We start from the raw sequence: 22,164 nt of genomic DNA, 5'->3' as shown, positions 1-22,164 counted from the left end.
TGTGCTGGACTGGTATCGCCCGGTCCCGGACAATACATCTCCATCGACTCAAGTCTTACGGACAGCGCGAGAAACCATGGCGGATGAGAGACTTCCACGCGATCCCCTGAAGCGCGAGGCCGCGATCGCGGCCGCGCGGCCGGAGGTGCCGGCGCGGCCGTTCGTCCATCTTCGCGTGCACTCGGCCTATTCGCTGCTGGAAGGCGCGCTTCAGCTTGGCAAGATCGTTGGCCACGCGGTGAAAGACGAGGCGCCGGCCATCGCTGTGACCGACACCAACAATTTGTTCGGCGCCTTGGAGTTCGCCCAGAAGGCGGTGAAGGACGGCATCCAGCCGATCATCGGCTGCCAGATCGCGCTCGCCTTTTCCGGCGAAAACAGCGACGGCCAGCGTGACCGCCGTCGGCAAGGTCCCGATATGCGGCCGGTCGTGCTGATCGCGGCGACCGAAACCGGCTATTCCAATCTGGTCCGGCTGGTCAGCCGCGTTTACCTTGAAACACCGCCCGGCGAAGCGGTGCACCTGACCACCGAAATGATGGACGGCCAATGTGACGGCCTGATTTGTCTCAGTGGCGGGCCGCGCGGCCCGATCGGCATGGCCCTGAAGGAAGATCGCCGCGATCTTGCCGAAGCGCGGCTGGTAACGCTCAAGGCGATGTTCGGCGACCGCCTCTATGTCGAGCTGGACCGGGTTTCGGGCTACGACCGGATGATCGAGAAATCCTCGATCGATCTCGCTTATGCCCATGAATTGCCGCTGGTTGCCACCAACGAGGCCTTCTTCTCGTCGCGCGACGAGTATGAGGCGCATGATGCGTTGATCGCCATCGCCGAGGGGTCGGTTGTCGCCGTCGACACCCGCCGCCGGCTGTCGCCGGACAATTTCCTGCGCAGCCAGGCCGATATGGCGAAATTGTTCGCCGACCTGCCTGAAGCCATCGACAACACTGTCGAGATCGCGCTGCGCTGCTCCTACTATCCAAAAACCCGCAGTCCGATCCTGCCGCGTTTCACGGGCGGCGATGCCTCCGACAAGGACGCGGCCGAAAAGGCCGAGGCCGAGGAACTGGCCCGTCAGGCGCGCGAGGGGCTCGATGCACGGCTCGCCTTGCACGGACCGACACCGGGCTACACGGTCGAGCAGTATCGAGAGCGGCTCGAATTCGAGCTTGGCATCATCGAGAAGATGAAATTCCCCGGCTACTTCCTGATCGTTGCCGACTTCATCAAATGGGCCAAGGCGCAAGGCATTCCGGTCGGGCCGGGGCGTGGTTCGGGCGCTGGTTCGCTGGTTGCCTATTCGACCACCATCACCGACATCGATCCGCTGCGTTTCTCGCTGCTGTTCGAACGCTTCCTCAATCCGGACCGCGTTTCGATGCCCGATTTCGACATCGATTTCTGCCAGGACCGTCGCGAAGAGGTGATCCGCTACGTCCAGCAGAAATACGGCCGCGACCAGGTCGGCCAGATCATCACTTTCGGTACGCTGCAGGCGCGCGCCGTGCTGCGCGACGTCGGCCGCGTGCTGCAGATGCCGTACGGCCAGGTCGACAAGCTGTCGAAAATGGTGCCGCAGAACCCGGCCAATCCGGTCAAGCTCGCCGACGCCATCGCCAACGAGCCGCGCTTTGCGGAGGAGGCCGAGAAAGAGCCGATCGTGCAGACGCTGCTCGACATGGCGCAGAAGCTGGAGGGCCTCTACCGCCACGCCTCGACGCACGCCGCCGGCATCGTCATTGGCGACCGACCGTTGTCGGAACTGGTGCCGATGTACCGCGATCCGCGCTCGGACATGCCTGTCACCCAGTTCAACATGAAATATGTCGAGCAGGCGGGGTTGGTGAAGTTCGACTTCCTCGGCCTGAAGACGCTGACGGTGCTGGAGACGGCCGTCAAGTTGATCCGCCGGCGCGGCATCGATATCGACCTGGCGACCATCCCGCTCGACGATCCCGAGACCTATGCGATGCTGTCGCGCGGCGAGGTGGTCGGCGTGTTCCAGGTGGAAAGTGCCGGCATGCGCAAGGCGCTGATCGGTATGCGGCCCGACTGCATCGAGGACATCATCGCGCTGGTTGCCCTCTACCGGCCGGGACCGATGGAGAACATCCCGACCTACAACGCCAGAAAGCATGGCGAGGAGGAGATGGCCTCGATCCATCCCAAGATCGACCATCTGGTGAAGGAGACGCAAGGCGTCATCGTCTACCAGGAACAGGTGATGCAGATCGCGCAGGAGCTGTCCGGCTATTCGCTTGGCGAAGCCGACCTTCTGCGGCGCGCCATGGGCAAGAAGATCCGCGCCGAGATGGACAAGCAGCGCGAACGCTTTGTCTCCGGCGCGGTCGAGCGCGGCGTCGCAAAGCCGCAAGCCGACTTCATTTTCGACCTGCTGGCAAAGTTCGCCGACTACGGTTTCAACAAGTCTCATGCGGCCGCCTACGCTGTCGTCTCCTACCAGACCGCCTATCTCAAGGCGCATTATCCGGTCGAGTTCCTGGCAGCGTCGATGACGCTAGACATGGGTAACACCGACAAGCTCGCCGACTTCCGCCAGGATGCGCTGCGCCTTGGCATCGAAGTCCTGGCGCCGTCAGTGATGACGAGTTTCCGTGCCTTCGAGGTCGGGGAGAACCGGATCTATTATTCGATGGCCGCGCTGAAGGGCGTCGGCGATGCCGCGGTGGAGCACATCGTCGCCGTTCGCGGCGAAAAGCCGTTCAAGAGCCTGGCCGATTTCTGCGAGAGGGTCGACCCGAAGATCGTCGGCAAACGGGTTTTCGAAAGCCTGATCATGGCCGGCGCGCTCGACTGCTTCGGCCACGACCGCGCCCAGATGTTGGCCGGCGTCGAGCGGATGATGGGGTTGGCGTCGCTCGCCCAGCAGAACGCCGTTTCGGGTCAGGCCGACATCTTCGGCGCCTCGCTCGGCGCACAGTCGCAGGCGCTCAATCTGCCGGCGACCGATCCGTGGCTCGCTGCCGACCGCCTGCACCGCGAGTTCCAGGTCGTCGGCTTCTATCTCTCGGCGCATCCGCTCGACGAGTACAAGGCGGCGCTGCAGAAGATGCGGGTGCAGAACTGGGCGGAGTTCTCCGCCGCCGTCAAGCGCGGTGCTTCCGCCGGCCGGCTTGCCGGCACCGTTACCAGCAAGCAGGAGCGCAAGACGCGCACCGGCAACAAGATGGGCGTGGTGGCCTTTTCGGACACCTCCGGCCAATACGAGGCCGTATTGTTTTCAGAAGGTTTGGCCCAGTATCGCGACCTCCTCGAAGCCGGCCGCTCGGTTGTCATCACTGTCGCGGCGGAGGACAGGCCCGAGGGCGTCAACCTGCGCATCAACTCCGTGCAATCGCTGGAGGACGAGGCAAGCCGCATCCAGAAGGCGCTGCGCATCTTCGTCAGGAACGATGGACCTGCCTCGATGATCCAATCCCAACTCACGCAGCGGGGTGAAAGCCAGGTGAGCATCATCGTGATCAAGGAAGAGGCGCAGGGCGAGGTCGAGATCGCTCTGCAAGGCGGCTATCGCGTCTCGCCACAGATCGCCTCGGCAATGCGCGCCGTGCCGGGCGTGATTGAAGTGGAACTGGTGTGATCTGCGCGCTTACCAGGCGGCACTCCGCGGGCCGGCACCGGCTGCTCATGCCAGCATGAAGGCCAAGGAGAGGCGTCCATCGCAGAACCTTTCCGCGACGGCGCGATTACGCGACAGGCTGCGCAGGCTCTATCACGGACGCTCGCCGGCCGCGTTCCGGTTCCAACTGGTGGCTGTCATCATCGACCTCGCCATCATCGCTTTTTTCATCGCCACCCCGGTCATCCAGCAGTCGCCCTCGTTTCTGTGGCTAGACTATGCCGTGGCGGCTCTCGTCGCCGCCGATCTGATTGCCAGGCTGCTCGCCTCCAACGACATGCTGCGCCTGACGAAGCAGCCGACCTTTTGGGTGGATGCCTTCATCCTTCTGACGCTGCTGATGCCGACGGCTCTCGCGAGCCTCGGCTTTCTGCGCATCCTGCGGCTATGGTCGCTGTCGCGCAGCGGTTCGATCTGGCGGCATTTCGAGACGCGTGGCCTGCGGCCCTGGCGCGAGGCAAGCCACGCGGTGATCAACCTTTTGACCTTTCTCTTTGTCATCACGGGCTTCGTCTACACGTTCTTTTTTTCGCAACGGAGCCGGACTGGAAAACTACATCGACGCGCTTTACTTCACCGTCGCGACCGTGACGACGACAGGCTTCGGAGACATCGTGCTGCCGGGCATCGCCGGCAAGCTGACGGCGATCGTAACCATGATCATCGGCATATCGCTGTTCGTCAGGCTGGCGCAGGCGATCTTTCGGCCGGCCAAGGTGTTCTTTCCCTGTCCGCAATGCGGGTTGCAGCGTCACGAGCCGGACGCCGTACACTGCAAGGCGTGCGGACACGTGCTCAACATTCCAGACGAAGGGAACTGACTGGCAACGCTATGACGCCGCGACTTCTGCCGGCTTGACTGCCTTGCGCTGCAAGTTGAGCAGATTGCCCATCAGGATCAGCAATGCACCGCCAGCGGTGAAGGCGTCGATCTGCTCGCTGTAAAGCAGCCAGCCGATGAGCGCCGACAACGGTACACGCAGGAAATCCATCGGCGAAATGACGGTGGCGTCGGCATAGCCAAGCGCACGGGCCATGCAAAAATGCGACGACATGCCGGTGAAGGCGATCAGCACGATCCATGGCCACAGTTCCAGCGGCGGGTTGCGCCACTCGTAAAGGGCTGGAACGAGGCCGACCACCGACTGGATGATCAGCATCCAGAAGATAATGCGCACGACGCTGTCCGTCCGCGTCAGCGACTTGACCAGGACCACCGAGATGCCGAAGCAAACCGCGGCGCCGAGCACGATGAGATGGCCCGGATCGACCGAGCCCACACCGGGGCGAACGATGATTACCACCCCGATCAGGCCCAGCACGATCGCGGCAAGCTTTGGCCGGGACAACCTTTCACCAAGAAAGGTCACCGCCAGGATAGCCGTCCAGATCGGTGTGGTGAATTCGATCGAAATCAGCACGGCCAACGGAATCAAGGTCAATGCGTAGAGCCATGCCGCCTGCCCGGTATAGTGGATGACGTTTCTGGCGATATGAGCGACGGGCCGCTGCGTGCGCATCGCCGCGAAGCCGCCGCTCATCATCACCAGCGGCAGCAGAATGAAGAACCCGATGACCGAGCGCAGTTCCAGCACCTGGAAGACGTTGAGCTCGGCGGTCGTGGCGCGGCCGGCGACCGACATCGCCAGGAACGAGGCGATCGACAGCGCCATCCAGAAAGCGGCCTTGGGGATCGAGGGGGTAGGTGCCATGTCAGCTATCTCGCAAGCCGGGGTTTTTGCCGCAACCACTAGCCGCCGCATTTGACTGGGCCAGAGATATTGGCGCGACGTTGCAAAACAGCCCTGTCGCGGGCGGAACCTGACATGGCAAGCCGCGTTGAGTCGCGATGTCCGCTTGAGCATCACCGATCGCCGTTCCACCCGTCAAAAGGAGACCTTCGATGACATTACTCACGCGGTTTGTGCTTGCCGGGTGCCTGGCCGTCGCGGCCACAGCCGCGCATGCGGACGAGAGCAAATTTCTCCAATCCTTCAAGGGCAATTTCGCCGGCAAGGGAACCGTTCAGGTGACGACGCAGGCGCCAACGGTCAGCGTTTCCTGCACGTTCAAATCGAATGCGACATCGTCTTCGCTGTCCCTCGACGGCAACTGCCGCGGCCTGATCCTGGTGACACGCGCCATCAGTGCTCGCCTGAAGACCAGCGGCGCCAAATACAGCGGTGTCTATGTGGGATCGCGCACCGGACCGGCGCAGTTGAACGGAAGCCGTTCCGGCAATGCGATAAACCTCGCCATCCACTGGGCCAAGGAGGTCAATGGCGACCGCGCCGCGCAGCTTACCGTGCAGAAAAACGGTGCGGACGGCATAGTCTTGACCGTGGTCGACCGCGATCCCAAGACCGGCAAGAGCGTGGTGACCAGCCGCATCGATCTTCGACGCAGCTGATCGGGTTCAATCTTCCAGCGGCTCCGGCGGATGGGCGTCGCGGCCCTTGCCGAAGGTGTAGCCGGTTTGCACCGCCTTGCGGCCGAACTTGTCGCGTAGCGCATCGATGGCGCCTTCGGCCATGGCGCGCTTGCGCGACTGCACATCGACCAAATCCGGCGGATCGGCCTTATCATCGTCGGAGAGGTCGCTGACGCCGATGCCGAGCAATCGGAATTTCGTTCCGTCGGTCTCCTTGCGAAGAAGTTCCACGCCGGTCGAAAAGATGCGGTCGGCGAGCCGGGTCGGGTCGCCGAGCTGACGGTTGCGCGTGCGCAGCCTGAAGTCCTGGGTCTTCAGCTTCAGCACCACGGTGCGCCCGGCGATGCCTGATTTCTTCAGCCTCGCCGAGACTTTTTCCGAAAGGCCCCTCAGCACCGAGACAAGCTCGTCCAGTGAAGCGATATCGGTGTCGAAAGTGGTTTCGGCCGATACGCTCTTGGCGTCCTGGTCTGGGTCGACGCGGCGGACATCCTCACCGCGCGAAAGCCGGTAGAGCCGTTCGCCCATCACCCCATAGCGGCGCATCAGGTCGCCACGCTCCATCTTCTGGAGCTGGCCGATCGTGCGGATGCCATCCTGTTCCAGCGTGGCGTTGAACGCCTTGCCGACGCCCCAGATCATGGTCACCGGCTGCGTGGCCAGAAAGCCGACCGCCTCCGCCTCGCCGATGACGGAAAAGCCGCGCGGTTTGCGGAAATCGGACGCTATCTTGGCGAGGAATTTGCAATAAGACAGGCCTGATGAAACGGTGATGCCGATCTCCTTCTCCACCGCCAGCGAAAAGCGCGCCAGCACCACGGCCGGTGGCAGTCCGTGCAGGCGCTCGGTGCCGGCGAGGTCGAGGAAGGCCTCATCGATCGACAACGGCTCGACCAGCGGTGTCAAAGCCTGCATCATGGCGCGCACCTCGCGGCCGACGGCCACGTACTTTTCCATGTTGGGCGCGATCACGACCGCCTCCGGGCAGGCCTCGAGCGCCTTGAACATCGGCATGGCGGAGCGCACGCCGCGGATGCGAGCGATGTAGCAGGCGGTGGAGACGACACCGCGCTTGCCGCCGCCGATGATCAGCGGCTTGTCCTTGAGCGCAGGGTTGTCGCGCTTCTCGATGGCCGCGTAGAAGGCGTCGCAATCGATATGGGCGAGGTGCAGCCGGTAAAGCTCGGGATGGCGGGCAAGGCGAGGGCTGCCGCAGCGTTCGCAACGGCGCGTTTCACTGCGCTGAAAGGTCAGGCAGTCACGACAAAAACCGTGGTCGGGATTGTTGACAGGGGTCGCCATCGCTGCGAACATAAAGAGAACAAAACCAATGGTACGACAGCGCAAGGCCAGCGACAAGCCTGGCCTGGGGAGAACGCATGAGCACGACCGTAGTGCCGCTGGCGCCAGAGCTCTGGCCTGAATTCGAGGACCTTTTCGGCAAGCAGGGCGCCTGCTACGGCTGCTGGTGTACGCATTTCCGGCTGGCGCCGGCGGCGCGGCGCGAGAGCAGTCGTGAACGCAACAAGGATCACATCAAGGCGCGCATCGAAGCCGGCCCGCCGCCCGGCCTGCTGGCTTTCGAGGACGGCAAGGCGGTCGGCTGGATGCAGATCGGGCCACGCGCCGACGTGCCCGAATGGAATAACAAGGGCAGGGGCTCGGCGCCGATCGATCCCGCCGACGCGTCCGATCCGGCCGTTTGGGCGATCTCGTGCTTTTTCATCCGCGCCAAGGCGCGCGGCAGGGGCATCACCCACCGCCTCGTCGAAGGCGGCATCGAGTTCGCCCGCAGGAACGGGGCGCGGCTCGTAGAGGCCTGCCCGATCGACCTGTCGCGCGATTCGCGTTCGATCGGCCTGTTTGTCGGGTCATCGGGGGTGTTCGAGAAAGCCGGGTTCGAAAGGCTTGTGGAGCGCAAGGCCGGTCGGCCGCTGATGCGGCTGGTGTTGAAGCCGATTGCCTGACTGTCATCGTCTTGCGGTCGCGATGGTATTTCCCTACCAGAGATACGAAACCATTTTTGCCTTTTTGACGAACGGAGAATTCCCGTGAACCGTATGCTGCCTATTGCCTTTACCGCGTTCCTGCTGAGCGCGCCTGCTTTCGGCCAGACCGTCGACAGTCAGGGCGCCAAGCAGTTGTCCGATGACCTGTCGCGCTATGTCGGCAAACAGGCGCTCGACAAGGGCATCCTGAAGGTTTCGGCCGAAGGCGCCGCCTACAAGATCGTGGTCGATTTCAAGGCGCTGGCCAGCAGCTTTCCCGACGAGAAGCTGGTGAAATTCGACTTTGCGCCCTATGCCCTGCTGGTCAAGCCGCGCAGCGACGGGTCCTGGGATGTCTCGATGGATTTTTCGCAGAGCGCCTCCTTTGAATTCAACGGCCCTCAGGGAAAGCAGAGCACGCAGTTCTCGATCAAGGACGGCAAGGGCAACGGCATCTACGATCCCAAGCTGGCGGCCTTCACCAGCGCCACGAGCTCGATGGCCGGAATGACGATGTCGTCGCAGGACGCCAAGCAAAAGATGGATGTGACCGCCGGTGCCGGCACCGTGACGCTTTCCGCGACCAAGGCGACCAATGGCGGCGTTGATTTCACGACGTCGCAAAAGATTTCGAACTTCGTCGAAGCGATAAAATTCAACGACGCCGAGAGCGGGCTGAATTTTCCCGTCACCGTGAAGTCGCCGGAATTTTCCGTGGAGGCCAGCGGCAAGGGCGTGCAGACCAAGCCTCTGCTCGATCTCCTGGCGTTTGCCGTGGCCAATGAGGACGAGAAGACGCTGAAGGCAAACCAGGCGCAGCTCAAGTCGCTTCTGCTTGCAGCGCTTCCGGTGTGGGAGCGTATCGACGGAACCTATGGCTTCAAGGACTTCGCGGTCGACAGCCCTATCGGCACGTTCGGAGCAACCCAGTTCGGCATAGCGTTCGGTTCCGACGGCGTCGCCCAGAACGGAAAGGTCAGCTATGGCATCAAGGCTTCGGGGCTGACCGTGCCGCAGCAGCTTTTGCCGAGCTGGAGCGTGGCGCTGCTGCCCACCGATATCGACCTGAATTTCGGCGGCGCCAACATCGATCTCGACAGCATGGCGAAGAAGGCCATCGAAGCCTTTGATCTCAACCAGGATCCGCCGCTGCCGGCCGAGTTCGGCGACCAGCTCAAAGCCGAATTCCTGGCCAAGACGCCGAAGGTCGTCATCGGCCACAGTACCGTGAAGAACAAGGACATGGAGATCGCGCTGGAAGGTGAGATGACAAGCTTCGGCCAGAAACCCGACGCAAATCTCACTGTCGACGTCGCCGGCTTCGACAAGGTCATGGAACATCTGCAGGAAGCGGCGAAGGCGGAGCCGGAGGTCGGGCAGTACGTGCCTATCGCTCTCATGGCGAAGGGTTTTGCCAAGACGCTGCCGGATGGCAAGCTGGAATGGGCTATCAACACCAAGGCCGACGGCTCGGTCACCGTCAACGGCGTCATGCTGAAGCCCGCCGACCCGGCGGTGGACGATAGCGTCGACGACGGTGACGGTTCGGACGATGAGAGCGGCGGCGACAATGGCGGTAGCGATAATGGCGGCGGCGCTAACGGCGGGGCAGGGGCGAAGCTCAATCCTTGAGTGTTCTGCCCTCGAGCAATTCCGGAACCGTTTTTTCGGTCCGGGATCGCACCAGAACGCCTGGATTAGAACCCCAGCGCGCCAGCGATCTTAGGCGCGGCTTCGTGCCAATCCTGGACGACGATGACATCGTCCGGGACCGATGGCAGGAACCTACGCAGCGAATTGTCGGCCATCAGATGGAAAAGATTTGCGTCGGCGACCGAGTCACGCACCGACGCCAGATTGGCTGGCTGATCGTCGACGAAGACCACCGGCCGCCCGCTCCTGCCGCGCAGTTTGGCTACCGCCGGCCCCTTGGCCATTTCGGTGGTCAGCAGCGGATAGGCTAGCCCCAGTGCATCGAGATGGGCGCGTCGCACGGCGCGATGCCGGTGCGGCATGGCTGTCAGCAATATGATTTCGGCACGGTCTCCAAGTCCGGTCAGGGCTTCCGCGGCGCCATCGGTGATGCTTTGCCAATCGGCTTGCGCGTCGAAGAAATCGCCCAGGAGTGCGGTGACTTCGGGTTGTTCGATCAGGCGGCCGCTGGCTGTCTCGGCAATGTTGCCGGTCAGCCGGAAGGACGCCAGCGTCAGGCCATAGCCGCGCGCCTTGAGGAAATGCGGGAAGGGCCGGATGAATTCGAGCACCACGTCGTCGACATCGAGCACCAGCAGCGGTCGGTCGTCAGCCGCCAGTTCCTCGATCTGGCGCGCGGTTTCGGGATCATCGCTCATGTGGAGTGCTCGTGATTGTCATCGCCAAGCGGCAAGGCGCGCAACGCCTTGCCGACAGCCGCTGGTGGCGTGCCGGTTTCCTCGGCGAAGCGCATCAAGGTCGGCTCGTGGGCAAGAATGAACTGCAGGACGCCGGCCAGGAAACCCGGCTCGCCAGCCGCCCGGCGGATCGAATGCGCCTCTATTCCCGTGATTGCCAGAAAGCGCGGTAAAAGCTCCGGATCGGTGGCAACGAAGCCCAGTGCCTTGACGGCAATGGTTTCCGCCTCTTCGCGCATTGACGCTGCGTTTGCCATCACTACCTTCGGTGCGTGGAATGAGTCTCTCCCGCAGTAATGGCAAGAATTGCTTGCGGCAAGCCATTAGCGTGTCGCGCGCCTTTTGGACGCGCAGGGAGGCGAGGCGGAATTCGTGCTGCTTTGCAGGCTTCGGGTTTCCGTTTCGTCAATCATATTGCCGTATAGTGAAGCAGGGTTTGGTGCGTTCAAGGAAAGAGCGCATGACGGCCACCTCCGGGTGGAGGACGGCCGGGACGGGATGCCGATGCCTAAGAAGGTCATGATCGTCGAGGACAATGAGCTCAATATGAAGCTCTTTCGGGACCTCATCGAAGCAAGCGGTTACGAGACGGTGCGCACCCGCAACGGTCTGGAGGCGCTCGACCTGGCGCGCCAGCACCGGCCGGACCTCATCCTGATGGACATCCAACTGCCCGAAGTGTCGGGACTGGAAGTGACCAAATGGCTGAAAGAGGACGACGATCTGCACGTCATCCCGGTGATTGCGGTGACTGCCTTTGCGATGAAAGGCGACGAGGAACGCATCCGCCAAGGCGGCTGCGAGGCGTATATTTCGAAGCCGATCTCGGTGCCGCGTTTCATCGAAACCATCAAATCTTATCTGGGCGATGCCTGATGTACCCTTCCAGCCGAGCCGGAGCGTTGTGAAATGACTGCGCGGATCCTCGTCGTCGACGACATCCCTGCCAATGTGAGGCTGCTGGAAGTCCGGCTGCTGGCCGAGTATTTCGAGGTTCTGACCGCCACCAATGGGGCCGATGCGATCGAGACCTGCGAGAACGGCAAGGTCGATGTCGTGCTGCTCGACGTAATGATGCCCGACATGGACGGGTTCGAGGTCTGCCGGCGATTGAAGAGCGATCCGGCGACGTCGCACATTCCGGTGGTGATGATCACCGCGCTCGATCAGGTCACCGACCGCGTGCGCGGGCTCGAGGCCGGTGCCGACGATTTCCTGACCAAGCCGGTCAACGACTTGCAGCTGATGACGCGCGTCAAGAGCCTGGTCCGCCTGAAGTCGTTGACCGACGAGCTTCGGCTGCGCGCCTCGACCACGCGCAGCATCGGCATCGAAGAACTTTTGAGCCGCAATTTCGCGTCCGAGGACACGACGCCGAAGGTGCTTTTGATCGACGAGCGCAAATCGTCGGTCGAGCGCATCCAGAAGATGCTGCGCGATCGTGCCGACCTCGACGTCACGGGCGATCCGCATGCCGGGTTCTTCCAGGCCGCGGAGACGCCCTATGAATGCGTGATGATCTCGACGGCCTTCGCCGATTTCGATCCGCTCAGGCTCTGCTCGCAACTGCGCTCGCTCGACCGCACCCGTTTCGTGCCGATCATCCTGCTGGCGGAGGAGGGCGAGGAGGAGCGCATCATCCGAGGGCTCGAACTCGGCATCAACGACTATCTGATGCGGCCGATCGACCAGCAGGAACTGACGGCGCGGCTGCGTACCCAGGTGCGCCGCAAGCGCTACAATGACCAATTGCGCGCCAGTGTCACCCAGACCATCGAAATGGCCGTGACCGACGGCCTCACGGGGCTGCACAATCGCCGCTATCTAGACAGCCATCTGCAGACGCTGTTCGATCGCGCCGTGGCGCGGCGCCGGCCGCTGTCGGTGATGATCACCGATCTCGACCGCTTCAAGTCCATCAATGATGCGCATGGGCATGACGGCGGCGACGAGGTGCTGCGCGAATTCGCGCGGCGGCTGCGCAAGAACGTCCGGGGTATCGACCTTGCCTGCCGGTTCGGCGGCGAGGAGTTCGTGGTGGTAATGCCCGATACCGACGGCGCAGTGGCCGAGAAGGTGGCCGAGCGCATTCGTGCCGAAATCGCCCAGATGCCGTTCGCCATCGGCGCCGAGGGCAAGACGATCGAGGTCACCGTCAGTGTTGGCGTGTCATCGGTGCTGAAGGGCGTGGACACGGTGGCGGCATTGATGAAACGCGCCGATCTCGCGCTCTACGAAGCCAAGAGCGGCGGCCGCAACCGCGTCGTTGCCAAGGCAGCTTGACGCTCCGGCCCCGATAATCCGGTCAACCCCAACAGGGTTACCCATTTACCTTAATCCAAGCGATTCGCGAGCCTTGGTTAAGAAACTGTTGATTTCCATAAGCTCTTGCGCAAATGTGAAGGCCAAGACGAAGCCGGCACGAGGTAGACAGCCGGCTCGATCCTCGAATACCCCATGATGCTCAGGTCCGCCGCATCTCCTGGGTCCGTGGGGTCGGCCGGCCGGCGCTGGCACATAGTGGCCTCCTCGTACCGCTGCCAAACGCCGACCGGCCCCCTTTGCCCGATATGACATCAGGAATCTGCGTCAAGCCCCGGAAGAACCGGGGCTTTTTTGCGGCAGGTCCCGCTTTTCTGGACTGTAACGGCTTCGGTTGCACCCTCGCGTGCTATTGCTTGGCAACGCCGCGACTTTTCGCCGCCATATGCATAAGGGGAAGAAGAGGAGCCAGCCCCTCCATTTCATACATATGGCGTGCAAGGGGCTTGCGGCAAGACCCGGCTGTTCCCGTAGAACCACGACCCAGGTTAACGGAAACGGGAGTGGCGAAATGCCGGAATTGTTGCCAGGAGACCGAGTGCGTCGGGATCATGCCGTGGTGATCGCCGGAGGTGGTCCGACCGGGTTGATGCTGGCCGGCGAACTCGCATTGGCGGGCGTCGATGTGGCCATTGTCGAGCGGCGGCCAAACCAGGAACTCATCGGTTTGCGCGCGGGCGGCCTGCACGCACGCACCATCGAGGTGCTCGACCAGCGCGGAATTGCCGACCGGTTCCTCTCGCAGGGACAGACATCGCCGTCGGTGGGCTTCCACATGATCCGATTGGACATCAGCGACTTTCCCACGCGGCACAACTATCTGCTGGCGTTGCGGCAAAACCATATCGAGCGGATATTGGCCGACTGGATCAGCGAGTTCGGCGTGCCGATCTATCGCCGGCAGGACGTCACGGGCTTCGCACAGGATAATGGTGGCGTCGACATCGATCTGTCTGGCGGCCAGCGGTTGCGGACGCAGTATCTCGTCGGCTGCGACGGAGGACGCAGCATGATCCGCAAGGCCGCGGGGATTGCGTTCGATGGATGGGATCCGACGATGAGCTGGATAATCGCCGAGGTGGAGACGGCGGAGGAACCAGCATTGGGCTTTCGCAGTGACGCCCATGGTATCCATGCGATCGGCAAGATTGAGGAAGACGGCCGGGTGGGTATCGTGCTGACCGAGCGACAACTAACCATTGGTGGCGAACCGACACTGCGCGATCTCAGCGACGCGCTTGTCGGTGTCTACGGCACCGATTACGGGGTCCACAGTCCGACCTGGATTTCCCGGTTCACCGACATGACGCGGCAGGCTGCCGCTTACCGCGACAGACGTGTTCTGCTGGCCGGTGACGCCGCGCATATCCATCCCCCAATGGGCGGACAGGGCCTCAATATCGGCGTGCAGGACGCGGTGAACCTGGGGTGGAAGCTAGCCCTGGTGGTCAAGCGGATGTCACCGGAAGGCCTCCTCGACAGCTACCATGCCGAACGCCATCCGGTCGCCGCCCGCGTGCTGCGCAACGCGATGGCGCAGGTCGCGCTTCGCCGGATGGATGCTCGCACCAAGGCCTTGAGCGACACATTCGCCGAACTGCTCGCCATGGATGGGCCACGCAAACGGATCGCCGCGGAGATGTCTGGCCTGGGTGTCCACTACGATCTCGGGGAGGGGCACGCGCTGCTTGGGCGACGAATACCCGACCTCGATCTCTCCACCGCTGATGGGCCGTTGCGACTGTTCACGTTGCTCCACGACGCGCGGCCGCTGCTCCTCAATTTCGGTGAGCCAGGCAGGCTGGACATTGCGCCTTGGGCCGACCGGATCCGGCAGATCGACGCATCGTATGCCGGTGCCTGGGAGCTTCCCGTACTCGGAACGGTCGCCGCACCCGACGCGGTCTTGATCCGGCCCGATGGATACGTGGCCTGGGTTGGCGTTGAGGATGGACAGGGATTGGCCGATGCGCTGACCAGATGGTTCGGACCGGATGCCGGAGCCGGGCGCCCCTCCGAACGCAGCGCGTCACCTTCCACAGGCCGATGGCCAGCTGTCTCCTGACAAGCAATTGACAGGAGGCTCCATCCGTGCAGAAATTGGTTGGACCATTGGACCACTTGGAGGAAATGTGGACCAGAACAGCCTGCCACCCATCCAGACGACGGCGCGTGACGACGCCGTGCTGAAGGCATTGGTGGGCTTCGTCCGCGCCGAGGCCTTGCGGCCTGGCGAGCGACTGCCGACCGAGCGCATTCTAGCCGAACGGCTCAAGGTCAGCCGCAACACGGTGCGCGAGGCGCTGACGCGGTGGGAAGGATTGGGCCTGGTCGAACGCCGGCAAGGCAGCGGCACTTTTCTCAAGGCGGCCGTCTCGCCCGACATGCTGCATTTGCCGCTGACGCTGGCGGGCGGCAATGACTTCACCAGCCTGATGCAGACGCTGGAAATACGCCGCGCGCTGGAGGCGGAAGCAGCGGCACTGTGCGCCGAGCGGGCAAGCCCGGCCGACATTGCCGAGATCGAGGGCAAGCTCGATATCATGGAGCAGGCGTTTCGCACCCTTGATGGCATGTCGTCGGAAGAGGACTGGGAATTCCACCAGGCGATCTACCGGGTCTCCGGCAATCCACTGTTCGAACAGATCATCGCGGCCATGCACGAACTGTTCCATCGCTTCTGGGAGCATCCGCTCGGTGTGCGCGATTTCGGCCATGCCAGCTTTCCCTATCACCGCACCATCTACGAACGTATCGCCGCGCGGGATCCGCAGGGCGCCCGCGACGAGGCGCTCAAGCTCATCGCCACCGTCGAGGACGACCTCAAGCGCGGTGCGGCCAAACTCAAACTTTCGGACCTGAAATGAACGGGCATCCAGACGGTTTCGACCACGATTATCTCGCCGAGGCGGCGACGCTTTTGGCGCATGACGAACCGTTTCCCGGCGGCGCGGTCGTGCCGCCGATCTACCAGACCTCGTTGTTCACTTTCGCCAATTATGCGGAAATGGCCGATACCTTTGCCGGCAAACGAAAGCAGCCGATCTATTCCCGCGGCGACAATCCGACGGTCATGGAGTTCGAGGCTCGTGTCGCCGCGCTCGAGGGTGCAGAAGCCGCACGCGGCTTCTCCAGCGGCATGGCGGCGATCAGCGCCACCGTGCTTGCCTTCGTCGGGGCGGGCGAGCGCATTGTTGCTGTACGCAACTGCTATGGCGATGCCTACCGGCTGTTCGAGCGGCTCCTGCCGCGGCTCAACATCAAGGTCGACTATGTCGATGGCTCCGACCCGGATGCTGTTGTGGCGGCGCTTCCCGGCGCCAAGCTGCTCTATCTGGAAAGCCCGACCTCGATGGTGTTCGAGCTCCAGGACCTGCCGCATCTGACCCGGCTGGCCAAAGAGCAGGGTATCGTCACCACGATCGACAATTCCTGGGCGACGCCGGTGTTCCAGAAGCCGATCTCGCACGGCGTCGACCTCGTGCTGCACTCGGCCTCGAAATATCTCGGCGGCCACAGCGACACGGTCGCCGGCGTGGTGGCTGGCTCGGCAGCGCATATCAAGCAGATCAACGAGCAGACCTATTCCTATCTCGGCGGCAAGCTGTCGCCGTTCGAGGCCTGGCTTTTGCTGCGCGGCCTGCGCACGCTGCCGCTGCGCCTGCCGCACCATATGAAGAGCGGGCTTGCCATCGCCGAGCGGCTGAAGGCGCATGGCGATGTCGAGCGGGTGAACCATCCGGCCTATTCGAACCATCCGGGCAAGGCGACGCTTGCCGGCTATGGCGGGTTGTTCTCGTTCGAGGTTACCGAGGACATCGACATTCCCGTCTTCGTCGACGCGCTGAAATATTTCCGCATCGGCGTCAGCTGGGGTGGGCATGAGAGCCTGGTCGTACCGGCCAAGGCGTCGCTGGAGCAGACGCCAGGACTGAATTCGATGGCGCGCTTCGGCGTCAGCCCCCGAACCATCCGCTTCAATGTCGGATTGGAAAGTGTCGAGGATCTCTGGGCGGATGTCGCCCAGGCCCTCGAAAAAGCCAGAAAATAACAAGCGGGTTCAAAATGGGAGTCTTGAACATGAAAAAACTGACCGTCATGCTTGCCACCGTCGCGGGGCTGGCGATTTCCGCCGGTGGCGCGCTCGCCGATTCAACCCTGAAAATGGTCGAGGTGATCACCAGCCCGCCACGCACCGAATTCCTCAAGAAGCAGATCGCCGAGTTCGAGGCGGCCAATCCAGGCGTCAAGGTCGAACTGGTCTCGCTGCCCTGGGGCCAGGCTTTCGAGAAATTCCTGACCATGGTGCAGGCCGGTGACACGCCCGATGTGGTCGAGATGCCGGAACGCTGGATGGGGCTTTACGCCAACAATGCCCAGCTCGAGGATCTCGGCCCCTATATGGCCAAGTGGGACGACGCCAAGACGCTCGGCGACCGCGCCAAACAGTTCGGCTCGACGGTCAACAACACCCAGTTCATGATCCCCTATGGCTACTATGTGAACGCGCTGTTCTGGAACAAGAAGCTGTTCAAGGAGGCTGGTCTTGACGGCCCACCAGCGACGCTCGACGAGTTTGTCGCCGATTCCAAGAAGATCTCGGCCATTCCCGGAAAATACGGCTACTGCCTGCGCGGCGGGCCGGGCGCCTTCAACGGCATGCACATGTTCATGAACATCGCTCAGGGCAAGGGCGGCTATTTCAACGAGGACGGCACCTCGACCATCAATGAAGAGGGCTCGGTCAAGGGCCTGCAGATGCTGGCCGACATGTACAAGAATGGTCTCGCGCCGAAGGATTCCGTAAGCTGGGGCTTCAACGAAACCGTCACCGGTTTCTACTCCGGCACTTGCGCCATGCTCAATCAGGATCCGGACGCGCTTCTCGGCATCGCCGACAAGATGAGCGCCGACGACTTCGCCGTGGCGCCGCTGCCGGTCGGACCAAGCGGAAAGTCCTATCCGACGCTCGGCTATGCCGGCTGGGCGATGTTCGCCAACTCGCAGCACAAGGATGATGCCTGGAAGCTGATGGCGACGCTTCTGTCGCCGAAGGACAATCTGGAATGGGCCAAGGAAGTCGGCGTCGTGCCGATCCACAACGGTGCCGACCAGGATCCCCATTTCAAGACCGAGCAGTTCAAGGGCTGGTTCACGGAACTCAGCGACAGCTCAAAATATGAAATGGTGACGCCGCCGACGCATCTGGAAAACCTCGGCAATTTCGTCGACCAGGTCGCGATCAAGAACTTCCAGGAAGTGCTGCTCGGCCAGAAGACGGCCAAGGAGGTCGCCGACCAGTGGGCTGCCTTCCTGACCAAGGAACAGCAGGACTGGCTGGCGAAGAACAAGAAGTAGCTTTTCTTCCCTTCTCCCCGTTCACGGGGAGAAGGTGGCCCGATAGGGCCGGATGAGGGGCTGCGCCAAGTTCTGAAAAGCTGGCGCCGCCCCTCATCTGCCTGCCGGCATCTTCTCCCCGTGAACGGGGAGAAGGACGCTCATTGTCCATCCCGCCGCTCCAGGGAGCCATTTCTCAGCCAAATGACCTATGCCGTATCCGAAATTCGGTCCGCAGCGGCGCCGCGAAAAAAGCGGCTCTCCTACGCGACGATCGAGCCTTGGCTCTACCTCAGCCCGGCGATCATCCTGCTGGTCGTGGTGCTGCTCGTGCCGCTGGTCATCGGTATCAGCTATTCCTTCCGCAAATTTTCGGCCTTCAAGTCCGAGTATGTCGGGCTCGGGCAGTATCAGGCGATGCTGTCGGACCAGGTGCTGGGCCAGGCGCTGATCAACACGTTGTGGTGGACGGCGGCCAGCCTGTTCTTCCAGTTCTTCCTCGGCCTTGGCCTGGCGTTGCTGCTCGACAAGCCTTTCCCAGGCCGCAAGGCGGTGCAGGCACTGGTCTTCCTGCCCTGGGCGGTGCCGTCCTTCCTGTCGGGCCTGACCTGGGCCTGGCTGTTCAACCCGATCGTCGGTCCGCTGCCGCACTGGCTGTTCGCCTTGGGGCTGAAGGCCGAACCGACCAACGTCCTGTCCGATCCCTCCACCGCCATGTGGGGGCCGATCATAGCCAATGTCTGGTTCGGCATTCCGTTCTTCGCCATAACGCTGCTGGCGGCGCTGAAGTCTATACCCTCGGAACTGCATGAAGCGGCGGCGATCGACGGCGCTTCGCCGTGGCAACGTTTCACCAAGGTGACGCTGCCTTTCCTGGCCCCGACCATCGCCATCACGGTGATGTTGCGCACCATCTGGATCGCCACTTTCGCCGACCTGATCTTCGTCATGACCGAGGGCGGACCGGCCGGCTCGACCAACACGGTGCCGGTCTACATCTATGTCAGCGCCTTCAAGTCGCTGGACAAGGGCTATGCCTCGGCCGTGGCCGTGCTGCTGCTGGTCCTGCTCATCGCCTACGCGATCGTGCTCATCGCCATCCGCCGCTCGCTTGTGAGGCACGTCTGATGATTGCCGGACGCTCAGCATCACAGCGCTTCTTCGGTGGCATCGGCCTCTACGCCGCGATCGCCGCCTACGTCGTCTTCGCTCTGTTCCCGATTTACTGGACGCTGAAGATCTCGGTCACGCCGGAGCGGCTGCTCTATTCCGAAGGCATCACCTTCTGGCCGTCGCACATGACGTTGCAGAATTTCGTGACCGTGCTCGAAGCCACCGATTTCCCGCGCTATTTCCTCAACAGCGTCATCGTCTCGGTGTCGACGGCGGCACTGGTCACGGTCATCGCCACGCTCGCCGGCTACGCCATGTCCCGCTTCACCTTTCGCGGCAAGGCCGCACTGGCTCTCATGTTGCTGCTGACCCAGACCTTTCCGCTGGTGATGGTCATTCCGCCTATCTACCGCGTGATGGGGCAGATCGGCCTGATCAACAGCCTGACCGGGCTGATCATCATCTACACCGCCTTCAACACCGCCTTCGCCACCTTCCTGATGCAGTCCTTCTTTGACGGCATCCCCAAGGACCTGGAGGAGGCGGCGATGATCGACGGCTGCACGCGCGCGCAGGCGATGCGCAAGGTGATCGTGCCGCTGACGCTGCCCGGCATGGGCGCGACGCTGGGCTTCGTCTTTACCGCCGCCTGGAGCGAGCTGCTGTTCGCGCTGATGCTGATTTCCAGCGACGACCAGAAGACCTTCGCCGTCGGCCTGCTCACCTTCATCGGCAAGTTCGCCGTCGACTGGGGACAGATGATGGCGGCGTCGATCCTGGCGCTGATCCCGGTCTGCATCTTCTTCGCTTTCCTGCAACGCTATCTCGTCACCGGCCTGACCGCCGGCGCCGTCAAAGGATAGACCGATGGCCTCTGTCACGCTCGAAAAGGTCCGCAAGGATTATGGCGCCGTGCGCGTCCTGCACGCGGTCGATCTCGAAATCGCCGATGGCGAGTTCGTCGTGCTGGTCGGACCGTCCGGCTGCGGCAAGTCCACGCTGTTGCGCATGATCGCCGGGCTCGAGGAAGCCTCGGGCGGCGAGATCCGCATCGGCGAGCGGCTGGTCAATGACGTGGCGCCCAAGGACCGCGACATCGCCATGGTGTTCCAGTCCTATGCGCTCTATCCGCATATGGACGTCTCGAAGAACATGGGCTTCAGCCTGATGCTGCGAAAGGCCGAGAAGCCGGCGATCGATGCGCGCGTCGATGGTGCCGCCAAGCGGCTGGGGCTCGATACGTTCCTGCAACGCCTGCCCAGGCAATTGTCTGGTGGCCAGCGCCAGCGCGTCGCCATGGGCCGCGCCATCGTACGCGATCCCAAGGTTTTTCTCTTCGACGAGCCGCTGTCGAACCTCGATGCCAAGCTGCGCGTTCATATGCGCGCCGAGATCAAGGCGCTGCACCAGCAGTTGAAGACCACTTCGGTCTACGTCACCCACGACCAGATCGAGGCGATGACCATGGCCGACCGCATCGTCGTCATGCATGACGGGCTGATCCAGCAGGTGGGGGCGCCGCTCGATCTCTATGACCGGCCGGCCAATATGTTCGTCGCCGGCTTCATTGGCTCGCCTGGAATGAATTTCCTGCCGGCCACGGTAGAGAAGGGCGGCAAGGTGGACGCCGTGTTGTCCGATGGCCAGAAGCTTCGGCTGCCGGACGGCCTGCCGCTCAGGGACGGTGACGTCATCACCGTCGGCCTGCGGCCCGAGCATATCCGGCTGGCTGACGACGGCACGCTGCAAGGCGAAGTGGGAGTGGTGGAGCCGCTCGGCCTGTCGACGCAGTTCTACGTCAAGCTGGCCGGCCAGCAGCTTTGCGTCTTTGCGATGGGGCGCGCGGCCGTGAAGCCCGGCGACATGGTGCGCATGTCGGCCGATCCGGCATCGCTGCATTTGTTCGACGAGAAGAGCGGCGACCGCATCGGCTAGAGCATGATGCCGAAAAGTGTGAAGCGGTTTTCGGACGACATCATACTCTATCTCTTTGATTTAGAGACGGATTCAGATTTCAGGTCGACTCGACCTGAAATCATCCGGCTCTAAGGCGCTCAGCCGGGCTGACGGACTTCGCCCGCCCGACCAAACGAAAAACGCCGCCCGATGGGCGGCGTTTGGCATTCCAGAGGAAAAACCAGATTACTTGATCTTGGTTTCCTTGAATTCGACGTGCTTCTTGGCGACCGGGTCGTACTTGCGGAACGACAGCTTGTCGGTCTTGGTACGGCTGTTCTTGCTGGTGACGTAGAAGAAACCGGTGTCGGCGGTCGACAGAAGCTTGATCTTGATGTTTGCGGCTTTGGCCATGATCTCAGTCCGTTATGTTCGTGGGGTTTTGGCCGCTGGAGCACGGGAAAACACCCGGACGCGGGAAACTTGGCGCGACACATAAAGAACGTGCCTGGAAAGTCAAGCCCGGCCAACCTGATGTGGCCAGCCCAAGCTGCCCAGAATGCATAAATCAGGCGGTTTCCGCCTCGGATACCGCAACCTTCTTCCAGTCTCCCGTCGTGTTCCACCAGCGATTCGGATTGGCACGGTCGTCCAGCCCCTTGGAGCGGCTGGCAAGGATCGGCTGGATGCGGATCACCGGCTCCTGATAGGAATGCGCCTGGAAAATCGCTTCGACGACGCGGGCCGCCAGCGTCTGGTCGTCGGGCAGTTCGAACGAAACCTCGACCGTGCCCGGGCGGTGGCGCAATTCGGTCTCGGCGCCGGCGGCAGCCCCTTCAAGCGGCCTGTAGCGCTCGATGCCGTGTGCCGACTGATACGCGTTGCGGTCATATTTGCCCATGGCCAGCGGTGCGATCGCAACCACCGCATCCATGATCCGGTCCACGTCCGGGGCCGGAGCCTGGAAGGTTACAAGCAGCAGAAGCGTCATTCGCAGTGATGTGGTCTCAAAGCCGCTGTCGATCATGGCAGTGTCCTCAACTT

General features: G+C 62.5%; 19 protein-coding genes and 1 pseudogene. 14 read left to right on the top strand and 6 right to left on the bottom strand.

Translation table 11 applies throughout. The features are described 5' to 3' along the window. The first annotated feature begins 76 nt into the window (after positions 1-76). Both dnaE and LB557_RS24365 read left to right on the top strand, forming a co-directional pair. A complete protein-coding gene (dnaE, locus tag LB557_RS24370; protein ID WP_140616181.1) occupies positions 77-3,604 on the top strand; it encodes a DNA polymerase III subunit alpha in 3,528 nt (1,175 codons plus the stop codon). 55 nt (positions 3,605-3,659) lie between these two features. After that, a pseudogene (locus LB557_RS24365) lies at positions 3,660-4,464 on the top strand (potassium channel family protein). A 9-nt stretch (positions 4,465-4,473) separates the two neighbouring features. On the opposite strand, the gene LB557_RS24360 reads toward LB557_RS24365, so the two are convergent. Beyond that, entirely contained in the window at positions 4,474-5,355 is an 882-nt protein-coding gene (locus LB557_RS24360) for a DMT family transporter (RefSeq protein ID WP_140661175.1), read from the bottom strand. 191 nt (positions 5,356-5,546) lie between these two features. Here LB557_RS24360 and LB557_RS24355 point away from each other — a divergent pair, with 191 nt between their 5' ends. Continuing rightward, a complete protein-coding gene (locus LB557_RS24355) occupies positions 5,547-6,053 on the top strand; it encodes a hypothetical protein (protein WP_224642473.1) in 507 nt (168 codons plus the stop codon). 6 nt (positions 6,054-6,059) lie between these two features. Here the strand turns inward: LB557_RS24355 and LB557_RS24350 are convergent, their stop codons facing one another. Then, positions 6,060-7,388 carry a DNA polymerase IV gene (locus LB557_RS24350; RefSeq protein ID WP_041163442.1) on the bottom strand — a complete coding sequence of 443 codons (1,329 nt, stop codon included), beginning with the start codon at positions 7,386-7,388 and terminating at the stop codon, positions 6,060-6,062. Positions 7,389-7,453: 65 nt separating this feature from the next. Here LB557_RS24350 and LB557_RS24345 point away from each other — a divergent pair, with 65 nt between their 5' ends. Both LB557_RS24345 and LB557_RS24340 read left to right on the top strand, forming a co-directional pair. Next, the gene (locus tag LB557_RS24345; RefSeq protein ID WP_015317617.1) at positions 7,454-8,041 is read left to right on the top strand and encodes a GNAT family N-acetyltransferase; all 588 of its coding nucleotides are present in this window, start codon (positions 7,454-7,456) and stop codon (positions 8,039-8,041) included. Between the two features lie 93 nt (positions 8,042-8,134). Further along, on the top strand, positions 8,135-9,694 hold the full coding sequence (locus tag LB557_RS24340) for a hypothetical protein (RefSeq protein ID WP_224642481.1): 1,560 nt from the start codon (positions 8,135-8,137) through the stop codon (positions 9,692-9,694). Positions 9,695-9,759: 65 nt separating this feature from the next. Here the strand turns inward: LB557_RS24340 and LB557_RS24335 are convergent, their stop codons facing one another. Continuing rightward, the gene (locus LB557_RS24335) at positions 9,760-10,413 is read right to left on the bottom strand and encodes a hypothetical protein (RefSeq protein ID WP_140616187.1); all 654 of its coding nucleotides are present in this window, start codon (positions 10,411-10,413) and stop codon (positions 9,760-9,762) included. Then, positions 10,410-10,709, bottom strand: a complete 300-nt coding sequence (locus tag LB557_RS24330) for a DUF3572 domain-containing protein (protein ID WP_140793364.1) — start codon at positions 10,707-10,709, stop codon at positions 10,410-10,412. Before LB557_RS24330 ends, LB557_RS24335 begins: the two co-directional genes overlap by 4 nt. Before the next feature lie 262 nt (positions 10,710-10,971). On the opposite strand from LB557_RS24330, the gene LB557_RS24325 reads away from it, so the two are divergent. From LB557_RS24325 to LB557_RS24285, 9 genes are all read left to right on the top strand, one after another. Next, a complete protein-coding gene (locus tag LB557_RS24325) occupies positions 10,972-11,328 on the top strand; it encodes a response regulator (protein WP_280110242.1) in 357 nt (118 codons plus the stop codon). A gap of 33 nt (positions 11,329-11,361) precedes the next feature. Beyond that, on the top strand, positions 11,362-12,735 hold the full coding sequence (locus tag LB557_RS24320) for a PleD family two-component system response regulator (RefSeq protein WP_224644311.1): 1,374 nt from the start codon (positions 11,362-11,364) through the stop codon (positions 12,733-12,735). A gap of 550 nt (positions 12,736-13,285) precedes the next feature. Then, positions 13,286-14,839, top strand: coding sequence for an FAD-dependent monooxygenase (locus LB557_RS24315; protein WP_224644312.1), 1,554 nt, complete (start codon positions 13,286-13,288; stop codon positions 14,837-14,839). A gap of 67 nt (positions 14,840-14,906) precedes the next feature. Next, entirely contained in the window at positions 14,907-15,641 is a 735-nt protein-coding gene (locus LB557_RS24310; protein WP_140661178.1) for a FadR/GntR family transcriptional regulator, read from the top strand. Continuing rightward, positions 15,638-16,825: a PLP-dependent transferase gene (locus LB557_RS24305; protein WP_224644313.1), complete on the top strand. Its 1,188-nt coding sequence runs from the start codon at positions 15,638-15,640 to the stop codon at positions 16,823-16,825. The genes LB557_RS24310 and LB557_RS24305 overlap by 4 nt, the downstream gene beginning before the upstream one ends. A gap of 29 nt (positions 16,826-16,854) precedes the next feature. Continuing rightward, positions 16,855-18,132 carry an ABC transporter substrate-binding protein gene (locus tag LB557_RS24300; protein WP_140716776.1) on the top strand — a complete coding sequence of 426 codons (1,278 nt, stop codon included), beginning with the start codon at positions 16,855-16,857 and terminating at the stop codon, positions 18,130-18,132. A 183-nt stretch (positions 18,133-18,315) separates the two neighbouring features. Then, positions 18,316-19,239, top strand: coding sequence for a carbohydrate ABC transporter permease (locus LB557_RS24295; protein WP_015317627.1), 924 nt, complete (start codon positions 18,316-18,318; stop codon positions 19,237-19,239). Then, positions 19,239-20,087: a carbohydrate ABC transporter permease gene (locus LB557_RS24290; protein WP_015317628.1), complete on the top strand. Its 849-nt coding sequence runs from the start codon at positions 19,239-19,241 to the stop codon at positions 20,085-20,087. The genes LB557_RS24295 and LB557_RS24290 overlap by 1 nt, the downstream gene beginning before the upstream one ends. 4 nt (positions 20,088-20,091) lie before the next feature. Continuing rightward, positions 20,092-21,159, top strand: a complete 1,068-nt coding sequence (locus LB557_RS24285; protein ID WP_140821838.1) for an ABC transporter ATP-binding protein — start codon at positions 20,092-20,094, stop codon at positions 21,157-21,159. A 207-nt stretch (positions 21,160-21,366) separates the two neighbouring features. Here the strand turns inward: LB557_RS24285 and rpmG are convergent, their stop codons facing one another. After that, positions 21,367-21,534 (bottom strand): 50S ribosomal protein L33, encoded by a 168-nt coding sequence (rpmG, locus tag LB557_RS24280; RefSeq protein WP_006201775.1) that lies wholly within the window; start codon positions 21,532-21,534, stop codon positions 21,367-21,369. Between the two features lie 154 nt (positions 21,535-21,688). Further along, positions 21,689-22,147 carry a hypothetical protein gene (locus LB557_RS24275; RefSeq protein ID WP_140821837.1) on the bottom strand — a complete coding sequence of 153 codons (459 nt, stop codon included), beginning with the start codon at positions 22,145-22,147 and terminating at the stop codon, positions 21,689-21,691. Positions 22,148-22,164 lie beyond the last annotated feature (17 nt).

The organism is Mesorhizobium sp. BR115XR7A (assembly GCF_020165315.1).
GTDB lineage: Bacteria > Pseudomonadota > Alphaproteobacteria > Rhizobiales > Rhizobiaceae > Mesorhizobium > Mesorhizobium australicum.
This window is presented reverse-complemented; position numbering and strand designations above follow the sequence as displayed.